Below are 23,762 nucleotides of genomic sequence, written 5' to 3'. Positions count from 1 at the left end.
AAATTGCAGGGGCCTGGTACAAGCAAGCATCATATTGGGCGACATGATGCGCGGTAAAAATCGGTACGTTGCTACACGTGATGACGTTCAATCATCGATTTCATTACCGCAACCGACTCTCCCTCTACACCGTAGCGTGAGTACTCATCCGCTTCAGCATCCGTCGACATTGACAACCCTGTGTTGCGATAACGCATGGGCGATGGCATCCATTTGCCCGCAGAGCTGTGAAGCTCCTCTACCCCGGCGTTTAAAAACAGTTCCATATTGCTGGCACGCACTCCCGCACCCGCCATTATTATTGGAACACCGGAATGTGCTTTTAGTTCCGTAATTAATTGCAGTCCTTTTTCAGCAGAGGACTGCTGACCCGATGTCAGGACCCGCGCCACGCCAAGTTCAGCAAGAATATCAAAGGATTGCAGGGGATCTTTACACATATCAAACGCGCGATGAAAAGTGACCGCCATCCCTTTTGCCGCGTTCATGACCTGACGCATGCGCGGCAGATCGACATTGCCGTCTTCATCAAGCAACCCAATAACCAGGCCGGGGAATCCCAGATCGCCAACGAGAGTGATATCTTCAAGCATGGCACTGAACTCACCCGGCGTGTAACAGAAATCGCCGCCGCGAGGACGAATAATCGGGTGTACCGGAACGGTGACAGCCTGACGGGCAGACTTCAGCATCCCGTATGAAGGCGTTAACCCACCCTCTTTGGGTGCGGCGCACAGTTCAATGCGGTCAGCCCCGTGCTGTTGCGCGGTGACGGCACACTCCACGCTGTAACAACAAATCTCCAGCAGAGCCATTACATCCTCCTTAATATCCACTTAACGCACCATCATGACACGCAGGCTACGCCCGGTCTCAGCGTACGGTCACATCTTATGCTTCGCTGGCAACAATCTGTTCAATCGTCCAGGGATGGAACTTCACGGTAACCTGTCCGTCAGTGACGGCCAGAGTAGGATTAGGCAGACGCTCACGTTCGCCTTTCGGGGAACTTGTTTTCACAAAAATGCCAGGCTTGCTCAGACCCTCGTCAGACAACAGCGCCAGTGCACGAGCATTCAGCGTTTCGGGCTCACCCGGCAGGACAATTTCGATATGCTCCCAGCCTTCATGCGGGTAGCGTTTCTCACCCGGCCAGGGCAATTCGACCACACTGAACTGCCAGTGAGCCACGCAAACCGGTTCTTGCAGTTTGAACAGGCAGATGGGGCGACCGTTGATGATGTTCTCTGAGAGTAACTCGCCACACTGTTCAAACCCGCGACGCCAGCGCTCGGCGGTTGCGTTCTGATGACAGCGCAAGGAGATGTGATCGGCCTTAAGCGGCGCAATATCCAGACCAAGGCGGGTGGCAAGTTCTGTGAACGCCTGGGTGAAGCGCGGTAAATCTGCGGAAATATCATGCAGTTCGTCAATGGAGTGCCAGTTCGCCATACGTCAGCCTCTTATCGTGTCGCAAAGCCGCTAATTTACTCTGTTGCCCTCTTTCGACCAACCTCTGAATAGCGGTTTTTACGACTGCATGTTTATGCATGCTTTCTTAGCCTGGATTCTGAGCAATCTTCGGCCCCCGCAATGCTGACGCCAGAAGGCATTTGCAGTATACTCCCGCCCTAAATTCTTTAACTGGCGCGGGCGGTTATTTGCCCGCATCAAAAATGTAAGGTATCCAGGTGAATATTCAGGCTCTTCTCTCCGAAAAAGTCAGTCAGGCACTGATTGCCGCAGGTGCGCCTGCGGATTGCGAACCGCAGGTTCGTCAGTCAGCAAAAGTACAGTTTGGCGACTATCAGGCTAATGGCGTGATGGCAGTGGCTAAAAAACTGGGTATGCCGCCGCGACAACTCGCCGAGCAGGTGCTGACTCATCTGGATCTCACCGGTATTGCCAGCAAAACTGAAATCGCCGGCCCTGGATTTATCAACATCTTCCTTGAGCCTGCTTTCCTGGCACGCCACGTTGACGCGGCGCTGAAATCTGACCGTCTGGGTGTCTCCCAGCCAGAAGCGCAGACCGTGGTGATTGACTACTCAGCGCCAAACGTGGCGAAGGAGATGCACGTAGGGCACCTGCGTTCCACCATTATCGGTGACGCGGCCGTGCGTACCCTGGAATTCCTCGGACACAAAGTGATCCGCGCGAACCACGTGGGCGACTGGGGTACCCAGTTCGGGATGCTGATTGCTTACCTGGAAAAACAGCAGCAGGAAAACGCGGGTGAGATGGCCCTGGCAGACCTGGAAGGGTTCTACCGCGAAGCTAAAAAACACTACGACGAAGACGACGCTTTTGCCGAGCGCGCGCGCAGTTACGTGGTAAAACTGCAGGGCGGTGACCCGTACTTCCTCGAGATGTGGCGCAAACTGGTTGACATCACCATGTCCCAGAACCAGCTCACCTATAACCGTCTGAACGTTACCCTGACCCGTGACGATGTGATGGGTGAAAGCCTCTATAACCCGATGCTGCCTGGCATTGTGGCTGACCTGAAGGCCAAAAACCTGGCGGTTGAGAGCGAAGGCGCGACGGTCGTGTTCCTTGATGAGTATAAAAACAAGGAAGGTGAACCGATGGGCGTGATCATCCAGAAAAAGGATGGCGGCTATCTCTACACCACCACCGATATCGCCTGTGCGAAATACCGTTACGAAACGCTGCATGCGGACCGCGTGCTGTACTACATCGACTCCCGTCAGCACCAGCACCTGATGCAGGCATGGACTATCGTGCGCAAAGCAGGCTACGTGCCGGATTCCGTGCCGCTTGAACACCATATGTTCGGCATGATGCTGGGTAAAGACGGTAAGCCGTTCAAAACCCGTGCGGGCGGTACCGTGAAGCTGTCCGACCTGCTGGACGAAGCGCTGGAACGCGCCCGCCGTCTGGTGGCCGAGAAGAATCCGGATATGCCTGCCGATGAGCTGGAAAAACTCGCCAACGCCGTGGGAATCGGTGCAGTGAAGTATGCGGATCTCTCCAAGAACCGTACCACCGACTATATCTTCGACTGGGATAACATGCTGGCCTTTGAAGGTAATACTGCGCCGTATATGCAGTATGCCTACACCCGCGTGCTCTCCGTGTTCCGTAAAGCCAGTATCGATGAAAGCGCGCTGGACAATGCTGAGGTGATCATTTCCGAAGATCGCGAAGCCCAGCTGGCGGCACGTCTGCTGCAGTTTGAAGAGACGCTGGCCGTTGTCGCACGTGACGGTACCCCGCACGTGATGTGCTCTTACCTGTACGATCTGGCGGGTCTGTTCTCCGGTTTCTACGAACACTGCCCTATCCTGTCTGCGGAAAGCGAAGCGGTCCGCAACAGCCGCCTGAAGCTGGCTCAGCTGACGGCGAAGACCCTGAAGCTGGGTCTGGATACCCTGGGTATCGAAACCATAGAGCGCATGTAATAAACAAACCCGGCCATCGCCGGGTTTTTTATGTTCAAAAATATTTGCGCAGGTATTCCGTTAAACACAGGATTGCCATGGCCTGTCCATAGGGCATCGACGTGAGTGGGATCTGGCGATAGAACGCCAGATCGCTGCCCATCCCCGTACCGAACGACGTCTGCAGTAACTCCCCTTCCGGCGAGATATTTTCCACAATGCCGCGAATCGCTTTCTCCGCCACCTCAGCATATTCCGCGCCGACATAGCGTTTACGCACCGCTTTCAGAATACCGTAGGCAAAGCCTGCCGTGGCTGACGCCTCAAGGTAGGCGTGCGGATCGTCGAGCAGCGTATGCCACAGGCCGCTATCGTCCTGACATTTGGCGAGGGCCGCAATCTGCGCGTTCAGCACCTGCACAAGGTAGCGGCGAACGGCGTTATGTTCAGGCAAATCCACCAGCTCAAGGAAATCCGGGATCACGATGGTCAGCCAGCTGTTGCCTCGTGCCCAGCGTGCCTTCGCAAAGTTATGGTGGCCTTCGTAATTCCAGCCGTGGAACCACAGGCCGGTTTCACGATCCATCAGGTTTTGCACGTGCAGCAGAAACTGATACACCGCCTCTTCAACGTACTCCGGTTTATTAAGGAGTTTGCCGATTTTCGCCAGTGGCAGAACCGTCATCATCAGCGTGTCATCCCACATCTGCTGAGAATTCTCTTCCGCCAGGGTGATGTGCTGCATGCCGCCATGGTCGGTGCGCGGCATCTCATTCATGGCCCACTCCGCCCAGCTTTCCAGCCACGGCAGCCAGGCCGGGTTTCTGGTCTCTTCGTAACGATATGCCAGCGTCAGGAACGGTGACATGGTATTCACGTTTTTGGTGGTCGCCCCTTCCCTGAAACGATCGGCAAACCAGCGGTCAATGATGTCACGCATCGCTTCGTCGCCCGTCTGGCAGTAATACTGCCAGATACCGTATAACCCCACGCCGTGGGTCCACTCCCAGCCTGCCCATCCTTTGGTGTCAATGACCCGCCCGTCGTCCAGGCGCAGTAAAAACTCACCTGTTGTATCGTGGATATTAACGAGGTTATGTGTCACCTTTTCAATCAGCGATTTCAGCTCGTCCCGGGCGATGAAATGCGCAGGCTGACGCAGGAGTGGACTGTGTTTGACCGGCCAAACTTTCATTATCTTAACCTCTGTTGTATGTCGAATTCAGTACCGCGCGCCCCTTCAGCGAAGGTGCCGCAGGCTTATTACGATTCAGATAACCGATGTTGTTATTGCCCCACAGCGACGCATAAGGCATACCGGCCAGCATCTCCACGGTGGCGCGGGCTTCTGGTGTCGCACTCTCAGGAATGGCGCGACCAGACGCGCGCATTTTGGCGGTCTCTTCACGCAACGTGGTGTGGGTGTGCAAATTGAGTTTGAAACGCAGCGAGACCAGGAAGCCGCAGAACAGAACCAGAAGCGTTCCCACGCTCAGGATCAGCAGAATGGTGTGGCTCACTTCCGCGGGCTGGGTCTTTTGTCCGCTGACAAAGCCGGACATCTGCATCACAATGCCCACCAGCATTACCGCCCCCGCCTGCGAGGCTTTGCGGGTCAGCGTCATGATGCCGGCGAAAATCCCTTCGCGGCGCTGGCCGGTGATCACTTCATCGACATCAGCAATGTAGGTGTAGGTATTCCACGGCACATAGTTGATCCCACCGCGTCCCAGACCGGCAACTGCAGAGACCAGCAATAACAGAGAGTAGATATCACTCAGGCCCGCGTAATACAGCACGGCGTAGGAAAGCGATGCCAGGCCAAACAGCACCACGACCATTCGATAGGACGGCGCGGGTCCGAAGCGAATGCACAGCGGGATCATGGCGATAACCGCAATAAACTGGAAGATGGCCATCGTGCCCAGCAGGCTGGAGGCCATGGATGCTTCCTGCATCAGCACGAAAACCACGTAGTAGGTAAACACGGCATTAAAGACGTCCTGGGCGATATACCCGCCAAGGTACATCCCCAGATGCTGACGGAAAATTCTCACGCGCAGCGTTGAGCTCAACTCCACAAACAGGCGGTTGAGGCTCTGCCCGAGCGACAGTTTCTTCTTCTCCTCTTCGGCACGCAGGGCGGCTTCGCTCCACTCTTCCCGCGGTCGCTCCCAGGTGAAGAACCAGACGAGCATCAGCATCAGCGCGCACAGAACGGAGAAGACCAGGCTTGCATAGAAAAAGGAGACCGCGTTGTCTTTGCCGAAATGCGTGAGCAGGATCCCCGGCAGGAATGAGGCCAGGATGGCAGACATTTGCGCCATCGAGATACGGGCACCTGAGAAGCGGGTTTTCTGTTTGAAGTCATCGGTCATTTCCGGCACCAGCGTTTCGTACGGCACCAGAATCATGGTGTAGACGATATCGAACACCAGATAGGTCAGCAGGTAATACCAGAAACTCATCTCCCCCACCCACATCAGGGAGTAGCTGAATACGCACGGGATCCCCAGCAGAATAAAGAACTTACGCCGACCGAAGCGCTTGCCGAGCCAGGTCGTGCCAAAGTTATCGGTCAAAAAGCCCATCAAAGGGCTGACGACGGCATCCAGTACCCTTGCGGCGGCAAAGATGAAGGTTGCTTCAATCGGGGAGAGTCCACAGAACGTTGTATAAAAATACAAAAGCCAGGCCGCCGTCAGGGCGGTGGTTCCCGCCCCGAGGAAATCGCCTGACCCGTAAGCAAGATAATTTGCGAGTCCAATTTTTCGTGTTTTCATTGCCGTCAACCCTACTCAGTTTTGGGAGACTCCCTGTAAGCAAAATCTGATCCGGGAGTTATTACACGGCTACAGTAAGAGTATCGACCTGGTGATACCTTTCTGTTTTTGCCATCACCGGCAAGCGGCTGGCAAAAATGCAAAGAGTGTCGTTACGCGTGTCACTGATTTATAAAACAGCGTTTCTCTTACATCAAAAGAGGAGGTCATTTTTTTGCGAGCCAGCCATCAGAAATGGCTGATGGCTGACGCAGAAGGCGGGGTATTAGCGGTAGTTGACGATGACGGAATTACGCTGAACTTTCAGCGCAGGGATCAGGCGTCCGCCGCCCGGCACTTCCCAGATAAAGCGCAAAGGTTCGACAGCAGGCACGCCGTTGAAGGCCTGAGTGGTGCCATTCGCTCCGTCAATTTCCGTACAGCGTGTCTGGGAGCACAGCCGAACCCGAAGCCCGGCAGGCGTTGGGCCAATAAGCGTGTAGTTCCAGACCACCAGGGTCATCAGACCGGACACCGGCTCAGTCGGTGATAGTGGTCGCGAAGACATGGCGACACCGCGATTGCTGAGGGTCACGCCAATACTGCTGGCCTGCCAGGTCCCTTCCCCGGCGGCCTGGGCCACCAGCGGAAAAAGTAAGATCCATAACCACTTACGCATTATTTTCCTCCGATCGTCGCCGTCATACGGATATGACGGTTATCCGACAACTCCATATTCGACAGCACGACCAGCTGGTTCAGGCTACGGCGCAGGAAGCGCGACAGCAGCGGACGCAGCGCATGGTTCACCAGCAGAACCGGTGGCGCACCCAGCATCTCCTGACGCGCCAGCGCCTCTTGTGTTTGCTCCAGCAGACGGTCGGCCAGGCCAGGTTCCAGCCCTCCACCGCCCTGCAGAGCCTGCAGCAGCAGACGTTCAAGCGGCGTATCGAGGCCGATAACCTGCACTTCCCCGGTGCCCGGGAACCACTGCTGCGTGATCGCCCGTCCCAGTGCCACACGCACCACCGCCGTCAGTTCATGCGGATCGCTTTGCAACGGTGCATGCTCGGCGAGGGTTTCCAGAATGGTACGCATATCGCGGATCGGCACTTTTTCCTCGAGCAGGTTTTGCAGCACCTTATGCAGCGTGGTCAGCGTCACGACGCCTGGCACGAGATCTTCCGTCAGCTTCGGCATCTCCTGCGTGACGCGGTCGAGCAGTTGCTGGGCTTCCTGACGACCAAACAGCTCTGCCGAGAATTGTCCAATCAGATGGTTCAGGTGGGTCGCCACCACGGTACTCGCCTCCACCACGGTGTAGCCCTGAATTTGCGCCTGCTCTTTCAGCGCGCTTTCAATCCAGATGGCAGCCAGGCCAAAGGCCGGGTCGATGGTTTGCTCGCCCGGCAGCGTACCCGCCGCGGTGCCCGGGTTAATGGCCAGCCAGCGGCCTGGATAAGCATCACCGCTGCCAATCTCTACGCCTTTCATCAGAATACGATAGCGCGCAGGCGGCAGATCCATATTGTCGCGGATGTGAACCACCGGCGGCAGGAAGCCCATGTCCTGGGCGAATTTTTTACGGATGCTGCGGATTCGGCCCAACAGTTCGCCATCCTGCTGGAAATCGACCATCGGGATGAGGCGATACCCCACTTCCATTCCCAGCGAATCTTCCAGTTGAACGTCGTTCCAGGTCGCTTCCACGGCCTGCGTGTTCTCCGGCATTTTTACCGGAGCAGGTTCCGCTGCCGGGGTCATCTCACGGCCACGCATCCACCAGGCAAGGCCCAGCAATGCCGCAGTGAACAGCAGGAACACTAGGTTTGGCATTCCCGGCACCAGACCGAGCAGGCCCAGCACCGCGGCGGCCAGCAGCATCACGCGCGGGTTGCTGAAGAGCTGCCCGACCATCTGCTCGCCAACATCCTGATCGGTACTGACGCGGGTCACGATAACCCCCGCCGCCGTTGAGATGACCAGCGCCGGGATCTGAGCCACCAGACCGTCACCAATGGTCAGCAGCGTATAGCTTTCCGCCGCGTGGCCCATGTCCATGCCGTGCTGCAGCACGCCCACCAGCAGGCCGCCGACCACGTTAATCACCATGATCAGGATGCCCGCAATGGCATCACCGCGAACAAACTTACTCGCACCGTCCATTGAGCCGTAGAAGTCAGCTTCCTGCGTCACTTCCGAGCGGCGCTTTTTGGCTTCATCTTCGGCAATAAGCCCGGCGTTCAGATCCGCGTCGATGGCCATCTGCTTGCCCGGCATCCCGTCAAGCACAAAACGCGCGCCCACTTCCGCGATACGTCCGGCACCTTTGGTGATAACCATAAAGTTGATGATGACAAGAATGACGAACACCACGATACCGATGGCAAAGTTACCGCCGACCAGGAAGTGGCCGAATGCCTCAACCACTTTACCCGCCGCAGCAGCACCGGTATGACCTTCCATCAGAATGATACGGGTTGACGCCACGTTCAGCGCCAGCCTTAACAAGGTGGTAAACAGCAGAATGGTCGGGAATGCGGCGAACTCAAGGGTGCGCTGGGTGAACATCGCCACCAGCAAAACCATAATGGACAACGCAATGTTGAATGTGAAAAGCAGGTCGAGGATGAACGCCGGAAGCGGCAAGACCATCATCGACAGAATTAGCAGGATGAGAATCGGTCCGGCAAGGATCTGCCATTGCGTCGATTTCAGGTTGCCGGGCAGGCGCAACATTGCCACCAGATTAGCCATCAGTGTCCTTCTCGTTCATAAAATCCAGCGCGTCAGGCACCGGAAGGTTCTCAGGTTTCACAGGCCGTTGACCGCCAGCCAGACGCCAGCGTTTCAACTGCCATACCCAGGCCAGCACTTCCGCCACCGCGGCGTAGAGTTGTCCTGGGATCTGTTGTCCAATTTCCGCATGGCGATACAGCGCTCGCGCCAGCGGAGGCGCTTCGAGTATGGGCACCCGGTTTTCGGTACCAATTTCACGAATACGCAGGGCGATAAGCCCCGCCCCTTTCGCCACCACTTTCGGCGCGCTCATTTTGTTTTCGTCGTACTGCAGCGCAACGGAATAGTGTGTCGGGTTAGTCACAATGACGTCGGCTTTTGGCACATCTTCCATCATCCGTCGACGGGCGGCAGCACGCTGCATCTGGCGGATACGCCCTTTCACGTGCGGGTCACCTTCCATCTGCTTATATTCATCCCGAATATCCTGACGAGACATGCGCAGTTTCTTGAAGTGGCTGTAAAGCTGGAAGATAACGTCAAAACCCACCATGGGAATAATGCTGAGCACCACCAGCAGGGCACAGAGCCCGGCCAGGTTCAGCGCATTGCTCATCGCGGTTAACGGCGATTCGCTGATAAGGCGCATCATTTCCGGCCAGTGGTGCCACAGAAAAAAACCGCCGGTACTGCCCATCAGGACCGATTTCAGAATCGCTTTAAGCAACTCCGCACCGGTTTGCGCCGAGAACATTTTCGCAATCCCCGGCAGCGGGTTCAGTTTCGAAAACTTGGGTTGCAGCGATTTCCCGCTAAACACCAGACCGCCCAGAATCACGGGCGAGACCAGCGCCACCAGCACGACGCCGGTAATCAGGGGCAACAGCGCAAGCATGGCATCTTTAACGAGCAGGATTATCTGGCTGAGGATCAGGTTAGGGTCGTTGACCATACTGTGGTCAAAACGTAGGCCAGCCGAGAGCATTCCCGCCAGTTTGCGGGCGAGCGCCTCCCCACCCCACCAGATAATGCACACGCCTACGATGAGGATCAGCAGGGATGTCAGTTCTCGGGATCGGGGGACCTGCCCTTCCTCACGCGCTTTTTCTAGTCGGTGGGGTGTGGGGGCTTCCGTTTTGTCGTCGTTCTCTTCTGCCACAGTGCCTGCTCGCAGCCCATTTAGTCACGGGTATCATGCCAGCCTGACCCTTCATCAATGGGTTGAAAAAACCCAATAACCGGGTTCTTTTAGCCAGTTCAGCGTCGGAGCAATCGGGTGATGAGTAAAAAACGGCAAAAAAATTTGAGATAGCGTTTGGCAACACTGTCAGCAAGTAGGGCGTGAGCAAGGGCCAGCCACCCCAGCGTTATGCACCCAAAATTAAGCGGCATACCCTCAGGTTGCGCGCGCAACCTGAGGGTCATCACCTCAATCAGAAACCAAGGCTGTCCAGCAGGTCGTCTACCTGATCCTGGCTTGCCACAACGCCCGCTTTGGTGGCGTCGAGTTGTGGACCGTTGAGCAGGCTTTCGTTCTCGCGTTTTGGACGAGCGGCCGGTTCCGGAATGTTCTCCAGCAGCACCATCAGCAGCTGACGTTCAATTTCCTGAATCACATCCATCATGCGCTTGATAACCTGGCCCGTGAGGTCCTGGAAATCCTGCGCCATCATGATGTCCAGCAGCTGCGCGTTGGTAAAGCTGGTGTGGTCCGGCACATCGCCCAGGAACTGACGGGTATCCGTGACCAGCTCGCGGGCATCCGCCAGCTCGATTGGATTCTCAAACCACTCATCCCAGCGTTTGGTCAGCGCTTTCGCGCCTTTCTCCATCGCATCCTGATGCGGTTGTGACGCTTCAACGCTGTTCAGCGCACGTTCAGCCGCCTGAGCGGTCATCTGCACAACGTAGTCCAGACGATCGCGGGCATCCGGAATGGCTTCCGCCGCTTCGGCAATTGCCTGGTCCAGCCCCAGTTCACGCAGGCTGTCACGCAGCATGCGTGTCAGGCTGCCGATGCGGGCAATGATATCGCTGGGCGAGTGTTCTTCAACGGGTTTCATAGCAGGTTGCATCATCATAACCAACACCTCACATGCCGAGTTTCTCGAAGATCTTACCGAGCTTCTCTTCCAGGGTGGCCGCAGTGAACGGCTTCACAACATAGCCACTAGCGCCCGCCTGTGCTGCGGCAATAATGTTCTCTTTTTTCGCTTCTGCGGTCACCATCAGAACCGGCAATGACGCCATTCCCGCGTCCGCACGGATGGTTTTCAGCAGTTCCAGACCGTCCATGTTTGGCATGTTCCAGTCGGAGATAACAAAACCAAACCCGCCCGCCTGTAGTTTGTTCAGCGCATCAACGCCGTCTTCTGCTTCTTCAACGTTGTTGAAGCCCAGCTCTTTCAGCAGGTTGCGTACGATACGACGCATGGTGGAAAAGTCATCCACAACCAAAAACTTAAGCTCTTTATCCGCCATAAAATAATACTCCTGAGTCAAATACGTATTGCCTGTCCGGCACTGATTTTCGCCAGCATCTGCTGGCTTACCTGGCTAAGATCGACCACTTCGCTCACGCCACCCATATTGATGGCCTCGCGCGGCATGCCGAACACCACACAACTTGCTTCATTCTGCGCAATCGTCCAGGCGCCAGCCTGGTGCATTGCAAGCATTCCGGCGGCACCGTCGTTACCCATCCCCGTCAGGATCACCCCAACGGCGTTGCGCCCCGCATGTTTCGCCACCGAATGAAACAGCACATCCACCGACGGACGGTGCCGGTTTACCGGCGGCCCGTCATGAATTTTGATTTGATAGTTAGCGCCACTGCGCGCCAGCTCCATATGCTTGTCACCCGGTGCGATATACGCATGGCCGGGGAGTACGCGCTCACCGTCTTCCGCCTCTTTCACGCTGATCTGACACAGCTTGTTCAGACGCTCGGCGAACGAGCGGGTAAAGCCTGGTGGCATATGCTGCGTGATCAGAATACCCGGACTTGAAAGCGGCAATGGCTGGAGTACATGACGAATTGCCTCTGTTCCCCCGGTTGACGCCCCAATCACCAGCAGTTTTTCCGAACTGAGTAAAGGACCGGCCTTCAGCGTTACCGGTGCATCCATCGGTTTGTGCGCGGCAAGCTTCGCACGTGACGCGGTGCGGATCTTCTCGGCGATCATTTCGCTGTACGCCAGCATCCCTTCACGAATGCCAAGCTGAGGTTTGGTGACAAAATCCACCGCCCCTAACTCCAGCGCACGCAGGGTAATTTCAGATCCTTTTCCGGTCAGGGATGAGACCATCACCACCGGCATGGGCCGCAGGCGCATCAATTTTTCCAGGAAATCAATGCCATCCATGCGCGGCATTTCGACATCCAGCGTTAACACGTCGGGGTTATATTTTTTAATTAAATCCCGCGCTACCAGCGGATCAGGCGCTGTCGCCACCATCTCCATGTCGCTGTGGCTATTGATAATTTCAGTCATGATCTGGCGCATCAGCGCAGAATCGTCGACAGACAACACCCTGATTTTACTCATGCTTTTTCCTTACTCAGTGCATATACCGTTTGCCCACGCAGGCTAAACTCACGCACGAGGTTGCTGAAGTTTTCCGAGTGCCCGGCAAACAGTAAACCGTCAGGCTTGAGCAACGGAACAAACCGACGCAGAATGTCCTGTTGCGTCGTTTTATCAAAATAGATCATGACGTTACGGCAAAAAATAGCGTCGAATGGCCCCGGCACGTTGTACTGCTTATCCAGCAGGTTAACGGGCGCGAATTCGACACAGTTCGCCAGCTCCTGGCGCACGCGCACCAGGCCTTCATGCGGGCCGGTCCCGCGCATGAAGTAACGCTGCAACTGCTGAGGTGACAGCGTTTTCAGTTCATCCTGGCGATACACGCCGTTGCGTGCCTTTTCCAGCACTTCGGTATCAATATCACTGGCGTAGACTTTCCAGCGTCCAGGCGCCATGCCCAGCGTGTCGGCAAGGGTGATCGCCAGCGAGTACGGCTCTTCCCCGGTTGAGGCGGCCGCACTCCAGACGCGATACTCCCCGCTGCGGCGACGCGCGTGCTCCGCCAGGACCGGGAAGTGGTGAGCTTCACGGAAAAATGCGGTCAGGTTGGTGGTTAACGAGTTAATAAAAGCCTGCCACTCTGCGCTGTTCTGGTTCGCTTCGAGCATGCTCAGATAGCGACCAAAATCGTCCAGCCCCAGCGTACGCAAGCGCCGCACCAGACGGTTGTAGACCATGTCTCGCTTATGATCGGCAAGCACAATCCCCGCACGCTGGTAGATTAACTGACATATCCGACGAAAATGCGCGTCGGACAGCGCGAGGCGCTGTGTCATCTGCAACAGTAATGACGTTTGCCCTGGGGGCATTGGTGATGTCATAGCGCCTTCTTAATTACATTCAGGATACAACTGGCACGGCCTGCGACCGCCCGACTTCTGTTACTGCTTCAACGTGCTCTTTCACATTAAATACCGCGACCAGCCCGGTCAGATGATCCGCCTGGCTGGCCAGCTGATCGGTTGCCGCTGCCGCTTCCTCCACTAACGAGGCGTTTTGTTGCGTGACCTGATCCATCTGGCTTACCGCCTGGGCCACCTGCTCAATTCCGCGACGCTGTTCATCGGACGCAGAAGCAATCTCGCCCATGATGTCGTTAACCCGCGTAACGGAGGTGACGATTTCGTGCATGGTTTTCGCCGCCGTGTCCACCAGGGCAGAGCCTTGCTGGACACGTGAGACGGACTCTTCAATCAGTCCTTTAATTTCTTTCGCGGCGTTGGCGCTGCGGCTCGCCAGATTACGGACTTCACCGGCCACAACCGCAAAACCACGCCCCTGCTCACCGGCGCGTGCCGCTTCAACGGCCGCGTTCAGCGCCAGAATGTTGGTCTGGAACGCAATACCGTCAATCACGCTGATGATGTCGCCAATTTTCTGTGAACTGGCGGCAATGTCCTGCATGGTACTGGCCACGTGAGAGGCCTGATCGCCCCCCTTCTTCGCCGTCATCGCCGCCTGTCTGGACAGGTCAGACGCCTGACGCGCGTTATCCGCGTTCTGGCTTACCGTCGCGGTGAGCTGCTCCATGCTGGCAGCCGTTTGCGCCAGCGAAGCTGCCTGCTGCTCGGTGCGCGACGAGAGATCGTTATTGCCTGCCGCAATCTCCGAGATCCCGGTGTGCATGGCATAACTGCCCTGTCGCACATCGGAGACCGTTTCCCGCAGGGCGCCCTGCATCGCCTTCAGGCTGGCAAAAATCGCCGAAATTTCGTTCTTGCCGTACACCGCCACCGGACGCGCCAGGTTACCCTTCGCAATACTGTCGAAGTGGCTGCTGACGATCGCCAGCGGTTGCACAATCATTCTGCGCGACCAGTACAGGGCACCGCCGGTCAGCAGTACCGCCAGAATCACCACCACAGCAAAAATCACGCCTGACATATGGTAGTTTTTACGGCTGTCATTCCCGGCGCGTTGGACAAACTGGTTAATGTTCTGCTGCCAGGCATTAAAGCTCGCATCAAACGCCGCCTGGGACGCCTGGACTGGCGCGGTCATAAAGTCCGAGAGCTGGTTGTTCTCAAGCCAGGTCGCCTGGTGATCCAGGTCGCTGTGCCACTGATCAAAACGCTTCTTCATCGCGACTTTCAGCGCTTTCACTTCCGCGCTGCCGGCGTCCTGTGCCGCGAAGGCGTTAAACTGCGCGTCAGCCTGCTTCAGGCTGTCGCGCGCGGTCACCATCAACGCCTTGATGTCATCCGGCGGATAACTCAGGGCGGTTAAGGTTCCCGCTTTGTTCAGCGCCGTGCTTGCCTGCAACAGTACGGCGCGCGTCTGTGCCACGGCGGCGCGCTGCTGGTTACTCGCCTCAACTTCCTGCAAATTCTGATAGCCATCGCGAAACGCCCAAAAAGACAACCCGTTACTGCCAACCTGCAACACACCGCAAAGGATCAGAATCAAAAACAGTGTGGTCGAGATACGAATACGATTTAACATCCACGCTCCCATCATGCGGCAAGCAGCCGCGGTTTAAATGTCAGTCAAAATGTTTCCCAGTTTTCATGTCCGGTCGTCGCTGCAGGTTTACGGGTCGCTGCCGCTGCTGCGGCAGGCGCGAGATACGTTGCTTGCGGGGTGACCGTGTTTCCAGCGAGTGAAGCGAGACGAAACGCCGAGACGGCCATCTTCAGACGGCTTGCCTGGTCTTCCAGCGCAGCGGCCGCCGCAGCGGACTCCTGCACCAGCGCGGCGTTTTGTTGTGTCACGCGATCCATTTCCGATACCGCCAGAGCGACCTGGTCGATACCACGACTCTGCTCATCCGACGCAGAGGCGATTTCACCCATGATGTCCGTTACGCGGGTAACGGCATTCACGATGTCATTCATGGTTTCCCCTGCGCTTTCTACCAGCACGGAGCCGGTATCGACGCGGGAAACGGAGTCTTCAATCAGGGCCTTGATCTCTTTCGCCGCGTTGGCACTGCGGCTGGCAAGGTTGCGCACTTCCCCGGCCACCACGGCAAACCCGCGCCCCTGCTCGCCCGCACGTGCGGCTTCAACGGCGGCGTTGAGGGCGAGGATATTGGTCTGGAAAGCGATGCCGTCGATAACGCTAATGATGTCGGCGATTTTCTTCGAACTGTCGGCGATTTCGTGCATGGTTTTCACCACGCCGTCCACCACGCGACCGCCTCGCTGCGCCGTTTCGGACGCGCTTTCCGCCAGCTGTGAGGCCTGACGGGCGTTGTCCGCGTTCTGCTTCACGGTCGCGGTAAGTTGCTCCATGCTGGCGGCGGTCTCTTCGAGCGCCGACGCCTGCTGTTCGGTGCGCGACGACAGATCGTTGTTGCCCATCGCAATTTCGCTGGTACCGGTATAAATGGCTTCCGATCCGTTACGCACGTTGGCGACGGTCTCAATTAGCGAGCGCTGCATATGATCAACGCTGTTTGCCAGCTCGGTAATTTCATTGCGCCCGGAAACGGTCAGCGTTTTGGTCAGGTCACCACCGGCAATCTCGCGAATGTGGGCAATGACGCGACCGAGAGGATTAAGCAGGATGTGGCGAATGCCGTACCACACGCCCACCAGCACGATGACCAGCGCCAGCGCCATGACGGACATCTGCCATTTGGCAAAGCGGTAATCATTCTGGCTTTGCGTAAAGGCCGAGTGATACAGGTCGCCACTGGCTTTGGCATATTCCCCGAGTGCCGCACCGAGGGCGTTTTGCATCCCCTGGGTAGGCTGCGCGAAATACGCGTCCATGTTACCGCTTTCCAGGAACTGAATAAGCTCCGTCAGACCGGCATAGTAGGCGTTGTACTTTTCATCGATATTCTGGCTCACCTGCGCCATGGCAGGCTGTGGCGTGATTTTCTTAAAGGCGTCGTAGTGTTTCGCGGCGTCAGCAAGGGTCGCCCGCGCATTTTTCAGCAGTTCCGTTTTCGCACTGCTCTGCTGATTATTTGGATCCATCATCATGCGGGCGGAAGAGCGGCTCAGGTTGATACGCGTTTGCAGCATCAGATCCCACGTCGACGTCAGTTCACTCTGCTGTACGCGGAGATCGTTCGAGGCGGCGAAACTGTCCTGGTTTTGTTTAAGTGACGAGAAAAAAAGCCCGCCGGAGGTAAGCTGAAGAAGTGCGAAAATGACCAGCACCATCATAAGCATTGTGACAACGCGGATACGGTTCAACATACAACACCTTCTCATAGATTTATTAACGGTGTTATCGGCACTGACTACAGGAACTTTACATTTGAGAAAGGGAAAAGCGCGGGGTTAAAACGCAACGTCAACGATCAGCGTATCGGTATAGGTGCCGGCAGGCGGCGTAGACTGGCTGGTAAGGACTTTGGCAGTGTAGTTGTAGGTTCGCAATAAACCGTCGGTACTGACCTGCGAGGAGGTTGCGCTGGTCCAGCGCTCGGTACCGCTGCCACCCCAGCGGTTGGTCGTGGCTTCTTTATAAATGTCGTAACTCATGTAGTTACTGCCGCTCACCATGCGGCGAACATTATTCAGCGCGTTGGCACCATTATTAATTCCGATAGTGTAAGTGCTTCCTTTGGTACAGGTGACGGCAATCGCCTGCGAGACGGTGGGGAAACTTTGCACCAGCGGCGCACTGTTGAAGTTGACGTCCGGCGTGGTCATGGCGCTGCAGTCGTTGGTGACGGTCATGTTGAGAAGAATACTGGTGGTCGCCGTGCCTGTCTGGGGAAGGGTGCAAAGGCCCAGCACGCCCACGGAACAGACGCTGTAGTTGATGCTGAAGGTGAGCAGCACCTGATAGGGCCCGGCCGTGACGTTTTGTCCGGCAACGGTGCGGAAATAAAGCGGAATGCTGTACTGTTTTGACCCCAGTAATCCCAGCAGGGTGTTGCCGCTCCAGGTATAAGCTTTGCTGATTTGCACTTCGCTGTTGCCCGAACACCCCGTTAACCCGCACAACCGGGTGGGGATCACATCCGTGATGGCCGCATTGTCGGTGCGTTTCATGGTGGCACGGCTGTTGCCTGAAACCGACGCGGCGGTGTAGTTCAGCGTCACCGAGTCGTTGGTCAGAAGATTGAGCACGGCGTCGCATGCCACAATCAGCCTGCCGGTGGTTTCGACCTCCCCGGTTCCGCTGAGCGCGAACGAGGTGACGCTACCAAATGACGCATTTACCGTACTGACGGTACACGCCGCCCAGCCGCCGCCGGAAAACAGCAGCAGCATCAACAGCAGTAAGCGCTTCACCGTTCCTCCCGGCAAATCAGCGGTCCGTATGTCTGCAGTTTATGTTCCGGATTGGCCCCCACGGTCAGCGTGGCCGAGCAGTGTTTTCCGTCTGGCGTAATCACCTCAAGCGGGTTCACATCGTTGAGATTTTCCAGCCAGGCGATGCCGTCATACCCCACCACCGCATTGTTGCGCGAGGCACGTCGAACCTGGCTGCCTACCGGAATAGCCTGCCCCTGCTTGTCATGCAGAATGACGCTTGCCACCCGCTCCTGCTCCATCGGGAAATCGACCAGATAACCGCTGTGGCGGCGAATAGCGATCCGCCGCTCTGTCTCTTTCAGCCGGGTATCCGCGGGCAGATTCAGGGTATCAATGCGATAACTGGCCGGGTAATAAGCCGATACCCCGCTGACCAGCAGGTAGCCGTTATTGTTCGTTTTGCCGACCGGCTGGTTTTCATAACTGACGGGAACGTCCGGGTGACCGTCGGTGCTGATCACCACAAACGCATCGTTGATTTTGTTTGCCGCAAACAGCTCGCCGTCCATCAGCACAACCGCGCCCATCGCCTCTCCCCACCAGGTCATCATGTCCCTTTCGCCATAACCACCGCCCTGAAGTTCGATGTTGTTATTGCGCCAGCCCAGCGTTCCCTGCTGATAATCATTGGCTTTCGACTGGTTGGCCCATGCCATGTTCCAGCTAAAGCCACCGTCGGAAGGCATGGAGTGGTTGTAGTTGATACGCTGCGTGCTGCCGGCATCTGGCGTGTTTTCATAGGTTACGGCGGCACTGTCACGCTCTCCCAGCGGCACCTGAAGCGACATGGCCACCGTCCAGTCTCCCCGCTGCTGATCGCGGCTTGCAGCCAGATAAATACTGCTCGCCCCCCACAAATTGCGGCTCCAGGAGAGATTCAGCAGTTCGGTTTTTTGGTTGTCAAAGCTCTCCACGCCGATCCAGGCAGCACCGAGACTGCCATACTCGCCCAGGTTAAAGGTGAGAGAATACTGGTCGGTGTTGCGACTAAAACTGGCGATGGGCCGGTCATTTTCGTCATAGACCGTCGGTTGGTCGTAGAGGGCGAGGTTGCCAAAGTCGCGATCGCGCCGCGTATGCTGTGTCGCTACACTAAATTCACTGGTACTGTACTGATAGCCCCAGTTGATTTGCCCGCCATTATCTCCACGCATGCGGCTTTGAGAGTACGCGGTATTCACGACGCCAAACCGACCCAATTTAATCACCGTCCCCATCCCGCCCAGCGCCAGCGCTTCTGCCCCTTCGGCATGGCCCTCCAGCGTCAACCAGTCCGTAACGCCATAGCGATACGACCCACTACCCGCCGCCGGGCCGTAGTCAAAATTCTTGATGCCGTAATTACGCCGCAGGCTGCCGAGCGTCACCGCCCCGTCGCTCAGGCCTTGTTTCAGCAATTCGCTGGTGACGTAAAACGGCAGCGTGGTACTCACCTGGCGCCCCAGCGCATCGGTGGTGACCAGTACCGCGTCCCCTGCTCCGTTGATATAGGGCAGATTGGTCAGGGTGAACGGTCCCGGCTGAAGCTGGGTCGAGCCGGAACGATAGCCATTGATAAAGAGATCCACCGAGGTGGGAACCGCCGCTTCGCCCGAGAACTCTGGCAGTGGCCAGGTCACGAGGTCAGGACGCAGGGAGAAATCCCGCCCGTAGCTGATCCCGCCCATGCGCACGCTGGTGCTCCAGCTCAGGGCATCGCTGATCACATCCCCGGCGGTCCAGGTCGTGGCCTCGTCCTCGTTCGTCATCAGAAGCGTCGTGTCATAGCGCACATACCCTTCCTGCTGACCGTCGTTTCCGGTGAAATTTTCCCGGGCATAGCCGGTTGAAGAAAAGGAGCCGTTCTCATTGAAGTAGCGGAATTCATGCCAGAGCGAGGCCTGTCCGCCGACATGTTCCGTATGGTTAGTGTAGAGATCGTAATTGAGCAGTGCTCCACGCCCGAAGTGTGGTTTGCTTTGTGACATTTGTCCGCTGAAAGGGGTCACGCGTGAGGCGACCCAGTCGGCCGGAACGCCCAGCAGCAGACGCTGCGCGGCGCTGTCGTACTCTACGCGCACCTGCGGCAGGGTAGAAAGGTTCACGTCTCCGGCAGGCACATGCTCCGGCGGAAGCCCTGCCCGCAGCAGGTCGGCGCTGGAAATAAAGAATGCCCCCTCGCGCTGCGTCACGGGCACCACCATACCGGTGTCGTAGTGATTCAACACAATCGAGAGCTGAAAGACCGCTTCGCCGTTCAACGCCTGAGCCTGAGGCGGCGGCGGTAAACTGTCATCGCCGGGCTCAGCCCAGGTGCTGGTACTGACGCAGAGCAGGATCATCATCGCCGGTTTCAGTTGACGGGCGTCGACTGCCATTGCGTATCCCTGGCATTAATCTGCGCGCTCAGCCGGTCTGGCTGACCTATTCCGACCGGAATTGACCAGGTGCGGGTGCTGCCCGCAAGAACATACCCGAGTAATCCGTCTGCAACCGTCCGCTTCTGCCCGCCCTGCTCCAGCTCCACCTGGCTGAGTTTGACGTGCACATCCCCCTGATTACGGATCTCCAGGGCAGGATGTCCCTTCTCCTGCGTCACCCGCCAGCTCAGATTTTTGGTCTCCACCAGCGCATGATGCGCCCCCTCTTTGAGGGTCGGGATCCCCTGCCCATAAACGAACAAAGGAATGGAGTAGCGCATTTGCAATTTCAGGCCAATGGCCGGCTCGGCTTTGGCATCCGGCTGGGGGATTTCATCCACAATAATGCGGTAGGCCTGTTCAACGCCGAGCGGCACCGAACCCTGCTTAATCAGACGAATAAGCTGCTTACTGCCTTTGCCAATGGTGACGATGGGCGGGCTGGCCACCACATCCTGCTGTGCGGAGTAGCGTTCATAACCGCCCTCCTGCTTCCAGCGCACAATGCGGACCTGCATTGTCGTTGCGCTGTTCCCCTGATTCTGGATCCATAATTCAGTGGCTTTGGCATCCGCTGACAGCCACGGATCGATGGGCCACAACAGAATGGTTGCCGCCGCCTGCGCCTGGCCTGTCGCCGCAGCCATTCCCCCCAACAAACTCACCAGACAAAGGTGTCTGAAAAATGGCTTCATCGACTGTCTCCCTTTATCACCATGACAAGGTCACGGTGAGCTGATCAGAATACGTTCCTGCCGGGCTAAACCCGGTCAGCAGCGCCACGCCAAAAAGCGGCAGCGCAATGTTATTACTGTTGGTATAGGTCACCGGTATTGCCTGATTGACGCCAATTTCGCTGTTCGCCGCCAGCGAACTGCTGCTGTAAAGGCGATATCCCACCACTTCCGTTCCCCCTGAGCGCTTCATACGCCGAACGGAGGAGTAATTCTGTCCGCCGTTAATGCTCATACTCAGCGCCACGCCAGGCGTGCAGGCGATGGACAAGGCCCCGTTAGGCACAAAACTGGTGCTCACCGGGGCACTTTCCACCCCGTTGTGGGTACCGAAATCGAGCGTACCGAAAACTCCTCCGCTGCCCGTGGATACCGCGCACCCGGGCACAATGGTCGCGCTGACCTTAAATGACTGTGACGTCACAGCACCCGCCGCAGGCACCAGCATCAGGCAGACGATCAGCGCGTACAAAGGGTGCACGATCCCCTCCGCGCTGTTGCGCAGACGCAAAATGGATGCCTTCATGGCTGCGTGAAACTAGTAGGTGACGCTGACGTTAATCGTGTCGGTGTAGGTGCCCGGAACGACCGTAACGCTGTTACCGCCCCCGGTAATTCGCCCGTAAAGTGTGTAACTGTCGATGCCCCCGGCGGTTGACGCTATTGGCAGTGCCGCGTTGTTGGCAACGACGTTGTTAAATCCGCTGTCGCTATACAGGCTGTAAGCCACACCCTGTGCAGCATTGGTGGTGTTGACCAGATAGCGCGCAGGCGTGCCTGGCGTTCCCACGACGGTACCCGGCGCGGTGGAGTTGGTATTCCCGGTGATCGCCACCGTATAGCTGGCGGTCGTACATTGAATGGTGAACGTGTTACCGCCGCTGGCACCGGTCAACTGCGTCGTCAGGGTGGAAAACGTTGCGGGATGGGTGCCGAAATCCAGGGTCCCGAAGTTAATGCCATTTTGCGTGGGCGAGCCGTTTATCAGACAACCGTTCGTCAGGGTTAACGTCGCGCCAATAGTACCGCTGCTGGTCACCGCCAGCGCCTGTTGGGCTGTTGTCGCCGTCAGCAACGTGCCTGCACAGATCAAAAGGAGTTTTCTTTTCATTTACCACCCTCCAGAAGACATTTCCGTTCGCTTGCCACATTTTATTTTTGCTGTTCAAGATGTTAGCCCCACTTAACGTTCCTCTTCCGGGGGTTATTGAGAATTTAGTTTATGGATACCGCTTCGACCACCCGCGCCGCGGAGGGCAAGACTGATGGCTTATTGACTGAATATTTATTTATAAAACAGGATGTTAATACTTTGTGAATGCCTTATTTCTCGTATACGCAGAGGATATATCCATCGAAATGTGATCTGCATCACAATATATCGTCGAGGCATTAACAACAAAATTAATAAAAATTAAAAACTAGTTGTATCTCCCTCCGCTTTACTTCAATTTATGTGCCGAATAATTTCCTGCGTCGTAATAAAAAATCTATATACATCGGCGCAGACGGCAACCAAAGCGCATAGAGGGTCTTTTTTCGTGGCAAGTGCAAACAAACTCACACTCTTCATCGTGATATTCATGCTGGCGGGTATTCTTTCAGGGGCGGCGATTCATGAGTATGCCTCTGCGGATGCCATCAAAGCATGGTCGGATAACATCACGCTGCTGACCGATATTTTCCTGCGTCTGATTAAAATGGTTATTGCGCCACTGGTCTTCAGCACGCTGACCGTGGGCATTATGAAACTGGGTGAAACCTCCACCATTGGTCGCGTGGGCGGCAAAGCGATGGTGTGGTTTATTAGCTCATCCGTGCTTTCCATTCTGGTGGGACTGTTTATCGTCACGCTGGAGCGTCCGGGCAGCGGCCTGAACCTGGCTATCCCGAAAGAGGCGGTAGACACCGGCCTTGCGGTGGGGGGGATGACGCTGAAAGCGTTCTTGTCCCATACCATTCCGACCAGTATCGCCGGTGCGATGGCGAACAATGAAATCCTGCAGATTGTGGTCTTCTCTATGTTCTTCGGTATCGCCGGCGCGTCGCTGGGGCAAAAATTCAATGCCCCGCTGGTGGCCGCGCTGGATGTGGTCTCCCATATCATGCTGAAGGTGACGGGTTACGTGATGTACGTCGCCCCGCTGGCCATTTTCGCCGCCATCTCATCTGTGATTGCCACTCAGGGTCTGGGCATTCTGCTGAACTACGCCTCCTTTATTGGCGGCTACTACGTGGCAATCCTTCTCACCTGCATGGTGCTGCTGGCCGTCGGTTATATGGTGCTGAAGAAAGAGGTGTTCCGCCTGGTCAGCATGCTGAAGGACCCGGTGCTGGTGGCGTTTACCACCAGCAGTTCAGAAGCGGCGTATCCAAAAACGCTGGAACAGCTTGAGCGTTTTGGTTGCTCGCGCAATATCGCCTCCTTTGTTCTGCCGATCGGTTACTCCTTTAACCTGGTGGGCTCTATGGTGTATTGCTCTTTCGCCTCGATGTTTATCGCCCAGGCGTACAATATTCACCTGAGCTTCACCGAAGTGACCGTGCTGATGCTGACACTGATGCTGGCTTCAAAAGGGATTGCGGGGGTGCCTCGTTCGTCGCTGGTGGTGCTGGCGGCAACCATCCCGAGTTTCAATATTCCGGTGGCGGGTATTTTGCTGCTGATGGGGATCGATCATTTCCTGGATATGGGACGTTCAGCGATTAACGTGCTGGGTAACGGTATTGCGACTGCGATGCTGTCGCAAAATGAAGGGGCGCGTGAAGCGGAGACTGAGCTGGTAGAGCAGGAAGCGTAACGGGTTGGCGGAATGGTTTCGTTCACCTTAAGACCAGCAGAAAATACTACGTCTGCAGTAAGTGAATAAGATAAGGGGGCTGCAATAGCCCCCTTAATACGTTCACCGCAG

At 56.5% G+C, this 23,762-nt stretch carries 20 protein-coding genes; 2 read left to right on the top strand and 18 right to left on the bottom strand.

Annotation, left to right across the window (positions count from 1 at the left end; all coding sequences use genetic code 11):
* Nucleotides 1-71: 71 nt before the first annotated feature.
* Together cutC and AB6731_RS02570 are read right to left on the bottom strand one after the other, a co-directional pair.
* Nucleotides 72-815: a copper homeostasis protein CutC gene (gene cutC, locus AB6731_RS02575; RefSeq protein ID WP_121339431.1), complete on the bottom strand. Its 744-nt coding sequence runs from the start codon at nucleotides 813-815 to the stop codon at nucleotides 72-74.
* 76 nt (nucleotides 816-891) lie between these two features.
* A complete protein-coding gene (locus AB6731_RS02570; RefSeq protein ID WP_371005856.1) occupies nucleotides 892-1,452 on the bottom strand; it encodes a VOC family protein in 561 nt (186 codons plus the stop codon).
* Nucleotides 1,453-1,691: 239 nt separating this feature from the next.
* Here AB6731_RS02570 and argS point away from each other — a divergent pair, with 239 nt between their 5' ends.
* Nucleotides 1,692-3,425, top strand: coding sequence for an arginine--tRNA ligase (gene argS / locus AB6731_RS02565; protein ID WP_371005855.1), 1,734 nt, complete (start codon nucleotides 1,692-1,694; stop codon nucleotides 3,423-3,425).
* A gap of 34 nt (nucleotides 3,426-3,459) precedes the next feature.
* On the opposite strand, the gene AB6731_RS02560 is transcribed toward argS, so the two are convergent.
* The 16 genes from AB6731_RS02560 to AB6731_RS02485 all read right to left on the bottom strand — a co-directional run bounded on the left by AB6731_RS02560 (nucleotide 3,460) and on the right by AB6731_RS02485 (nucleotide 21,961).
* Nucleotides 3,460-4,599 carry a glycoside hydrolase family 105 protein gene (locus tag AB6731_RS02560; RefSeq protein ID WP_032680772.1) on the bottom strand — a complete coding sequence of 380 codons (1,140 nt, stop codon included), beginning with the start codon at nucleotides 4,597-4,599 and terminating at the stop codon, nucleotides 3,460-3,462.
* Nucleotides 4,600-4,603: 4 nt separating this feature from the next.
* Complete coding sequence (locus AB6731_RS02555) at nucleotides 4,604-6,187, bottom strand: MFS transporter (RefSeq protein ID WP_025203842.1); 1,584 nt, start codon at nucleotides 6,185-6,187, stop codon at nucleotides 4,604-4,606.
* Nucleotides 6,188-6,452: 265 nt separating this feature from the next.
* The gene (locus tag AB6731_RS02550) at nucleotides 6,453-6,848 is read right to left on the bottom strand and encodes a flagellar protein FlhE (RefSeq protein ID WP_126547620.1); all 396 of its coding nucleotides are present in this window, start codon (nucleotides 6,846-6,848) and stop codon (nucleotides 6,453-6,455) included.
* A complete protein-coding gene (gene flhA / locus AB6731_RS02545; RefSeq protein WP_014170658.1) occupies nucleotides 6,845-8,923 on the bottom strand; it encodes a flagellar biosynthesis protein FlhA in 2,079 nt (692 codons plus the stop codon). Before flhA ends, AB6731_RS02550 begins: the two co-directional genes overlap by 4 nt.
* Nucleotides 8,916-10,064, bottom strand: a complete 1,149-nt coding sequence (gene flhB, locus AB6731_RS02540) for a flagellar biosynthesis protein FlhB (RefSeq protein WP_371005854.1) — start codon at nucleotides 10,062-10,064, stop codon at nucleotides 8,916-8,918. Before flhB ends, flhA begins: the two co-directional genes overlap by 8 nt.
* A gap of 274 nt (nucleotides 10,065-10,338) precedes the next feature.
* Complete coding sequence (cheZ, locus tag AB6731_RS02535) at nucleotides 10,339-10,983, bottom strand: protein phosphatase CheZ (protein WP_047744911.1); 645 nt, start codon at nucleotides 10,981-10,983, stop codon at nucleotides 10,339-10,341.
* A 13-nt stretch (nucleotides 10,984-10,996) separates the two neighbouring features.
* Nucleotides 10,997-11,386 (bottom strand): chemotaxis response regulator CheY, encoded by a 390-nt coding sequence (gene cheY, locus AB6731_RS02530; RefSeq protein ID WP_000763862.1) that lies wholly within the window; start codon nucleotides 11,384-11,386, stop codon nucleotides 10,997-10,999.
* 17 nt (nucleotides 11,387-11,403) lie between these two features.
* Entirely contained in the window at nucleotides 11,404-12,453 is a 1,050-nt protein-coding gene (locus AB6731_RS02525; RefSeq protein WP_014170663.1) for a chemotaxis response regulator protein-glutamate methylesterase, read from the bottom strand.
* Nucleotides 12,450-13,316 carry a protein-glutamate O-methyltransferase CheR gene (cheR, locus tag AB6731_RS02520; protein ID WP_014170664.1) on the bottom strand — a complete coding sequence of 289 codons (867 nt, stop codon included), beginning with the start codon at nucleotides 13,314-13,316 and terminating at the stop codon, nucleotides 12,450-12,452. Before cheR ends, AB6731_RS02525 begins: the two co-directional genes overlap by 4 nt.
* Before the next feature lie 19 nt (nucleotides 13,317-13,335).
* Entirely contained in the window at nucleotides 13,336-14,937 is a 1,602-nt protein-coding gene (gene tap / locus AB6731_RS02515) for a methyl-accepting chemotaxis protein IV (RefSeq protein WP_020883383.1), read from the bottom strand.
* Nucleotides 14,938-14,981: 44 nt separating this feature from the next.
* The gene (gene tar / locus AB6731_RS02510) at nucleotides 14,982-16,646 is read right to left on the bottom strand and encodes a methyl-accepting chemotaxis protein II (protein WP_371005853.1); all 1,665 of its coding nucleotides are present in this window, start codon (nucleotides 16,644-16,646) and stop codon (nucleotides 14,982-14,984) included.
* Between the two features lie 84 nt (nucleotides 16,647-16,730).
* Complete coding sequence (locus AB6731_RS02505; RefSeq protein ID WP_182269092.1) at nucleotides 16,731-17,693, bottom strand: spore coat U domain-containing protein; 963 nt, start codon at nucleotides 17,691-17,693, stop codon at nucleotides 16,731-16,733.
* Complete coding sequence (locus tag AB6731_RS02500; RefSeq protein WP_371005852.1) at nucleotides 17,690-20,074, bottom strand: fimbria/pilus outer membrane usher protein; 2,385 nt, start codon at nucleotides 20,072-20,074, stop codon at nucleotides 17,690-17,692. Before AB6731_RS02500 ends, AB6731_RS02505 begins: the two co-directional genes overlap by 4 nt.
* Nucleotides 20,050-20,811 carry a molecular chaperone gene (locus AB6731_RS02495; protein WP_371005851.1) on the bottom strand — a complete coding sequence of 254 codons (762 nt, stop codon included), beginning with the start codon at nucleotides 20,809-20,811 and terminating at the stop codon, nucleotides 20,050-20,052. The genes AB6731_RS02500 and AB6731_RS02495 overlap by 25 nt, the downstream gene beginning before the upstream one ends.
* A gap of 16 nt (nucleotides 20,812-20,827) precedes the next feature.
* A complete protein-coding gene (locus AB6731_RS02490) occupies nucleotides 20,828-21,376 on the bottom strand; it encodes a spore coat U domain-containing protein (protein WP_025203836.1) in 549 nt (182 codons plus the stop codon).
* A 12-nt stretch (nucleotides 21,377-21,388) separates the two neighbouring features.
* Nucleotides 21,389-21,961 (bottom strand): spore coat protein U domain-containing protein, encoded by a 573-nt coding sequence (locus AB6731_RS02485; RefSeq protein ID WP_020883378.1) that lies wholly within the window; start codon nucleotides 21,959-21,961, stop codon nucleotides 21,389-21,391.
* A gap of 430 nt (nucleotides 21,962-22,391) precedes the next feature.
* Here AB6731_RS02485 and AB6731_RS02480 point away from each other — a divergent pair, with 430 nt between their 5' ends.
* Nucleotides 22,392-23,651: a dicarboxylate/amino acid:cation symporter gene (locus tag AB6731_RS02480; protein ID WP_025203835.1), complete on the top strand. Its 1,260-nt coding sequence runs from the start codon at nucleotides 22,392-22,394 to the stop codon at nucleotides 23,649-23,651.
* Nucleotides 23,652-23,762: the final 111 nt, after the last annotated feature.

Source organism: Enterobacter sp. RCC_40, from assembly GCF_041360735.1.
Taxonomy (GTDB): domain Bacteria; phylum Pseudomonadota; class Gammaproteobacteria; order Enterobacterales; family Enterobacteriaceae; genus Enterobacter; species Enterobacter ludwigii.
Note: the sequence above shows the minus strand (reverse complement) of the source record. Positions and strands in the feature narration are given on the sequence as shown.

Coding starts and splice junctions, on each gene's coding strand:
- AB6731_RS02560 (WP_032680772.1), bottom strand. CDS start 4,599: ATGAAAGTTTGGCCGGTCAAACACAGTCCACTCCTGCGTCAGCCTGCG.
- AB6731_RS02555 (WP_025203842.1), bottom strand. CDS start 6,187: ATGAAAACACGAAAAATTGGACTCGCAAATTATCTTGCTTACGGGTCA.
- AB6731_RS02490 (WP_025203836.1), bottom strand. CDS start 21,376: ATGAAGGCATCCATTTTGCGTCTGCGCAACAGCGCGGAGGGGATCGTG.
- AB6731_RS02485 (WP_020883378.1), bottom strand. CDS start 21,961: ATGAAAAGAAAACTCCTTTTGATCTGTGCAGGCACGTTGCTGACGGCG.
- tar (WP_371005853.1), bottom strand. CDS start 16,646: ATGTTGAACCGTATCCGCGTTGTCACAATGCTTATGATGGTGCTGGTC.
- cheY (WP_000763862.1), bottom strand. CDS start 11,386: ATGGCGGATAAAGAGCTTAAGTTTTTGGTTGTGGATGACTTTTCCACC.
- tap (WP_020883383.1), bottom strand. CDS start 14,937: ATGTTAAATCGTATTCGTATCTCGACCACACTGTTTTTGATTCTGATC.
- cheR (WP_014170664.1), bottom strand. CDS start 13,316: ATGACATCACCAATGCCCCCAGGGCAAACGTCATTACTGTTGCAGATG.
- AB6731_RS02570 (WP_371005856.1), bottom strand. CDS start 1,452: ATGGCGAACTGGCACTCCATTGACGAACTGCATGATATTTCCGCAGAT.
- AB6731_RS02495 (WP_371005851.1), bottom strand. CDS start 20,811: ATGAAGCCATTTTTCAGACACCTTTGTCTGGTGAGTTTGTTGGGGGGA.
- AB6731_RS02525 (WP_014170663.1), bottom strand. CDS start 12,453: ATGAGTAAAATCAGGGTGTTGTCTGTCGACGATTCTGCGCTGATGCGC.
- AB6731_RS02500 (WP_371005852.1), bottom strand. CDS start 20,074: ATGGCAGTCGACGCCCGTCAACTGAAACCGGCGATGATGATCCTGCTC.
- cutC (WP_121339431.1), bottom strand. CDS start 815: ATGGCTCTGCTGGAGATTTGTTGTTACAGCGTGGAGTGTGCCGTCACC.
- flhA (WP_014170658.1), bottom strand. CDS start 8,923: ATGGCTAATCTGGTGGCAATGTTGCGCCTGCCCGGCAACCTGAAATCG.
- cheZ (WP_047744911.1), bottom strand. CDS start 10,983: ATGATGCAACCTGCTATGAAACCCGTTGAAGAACACTCGCCCAGCGAT.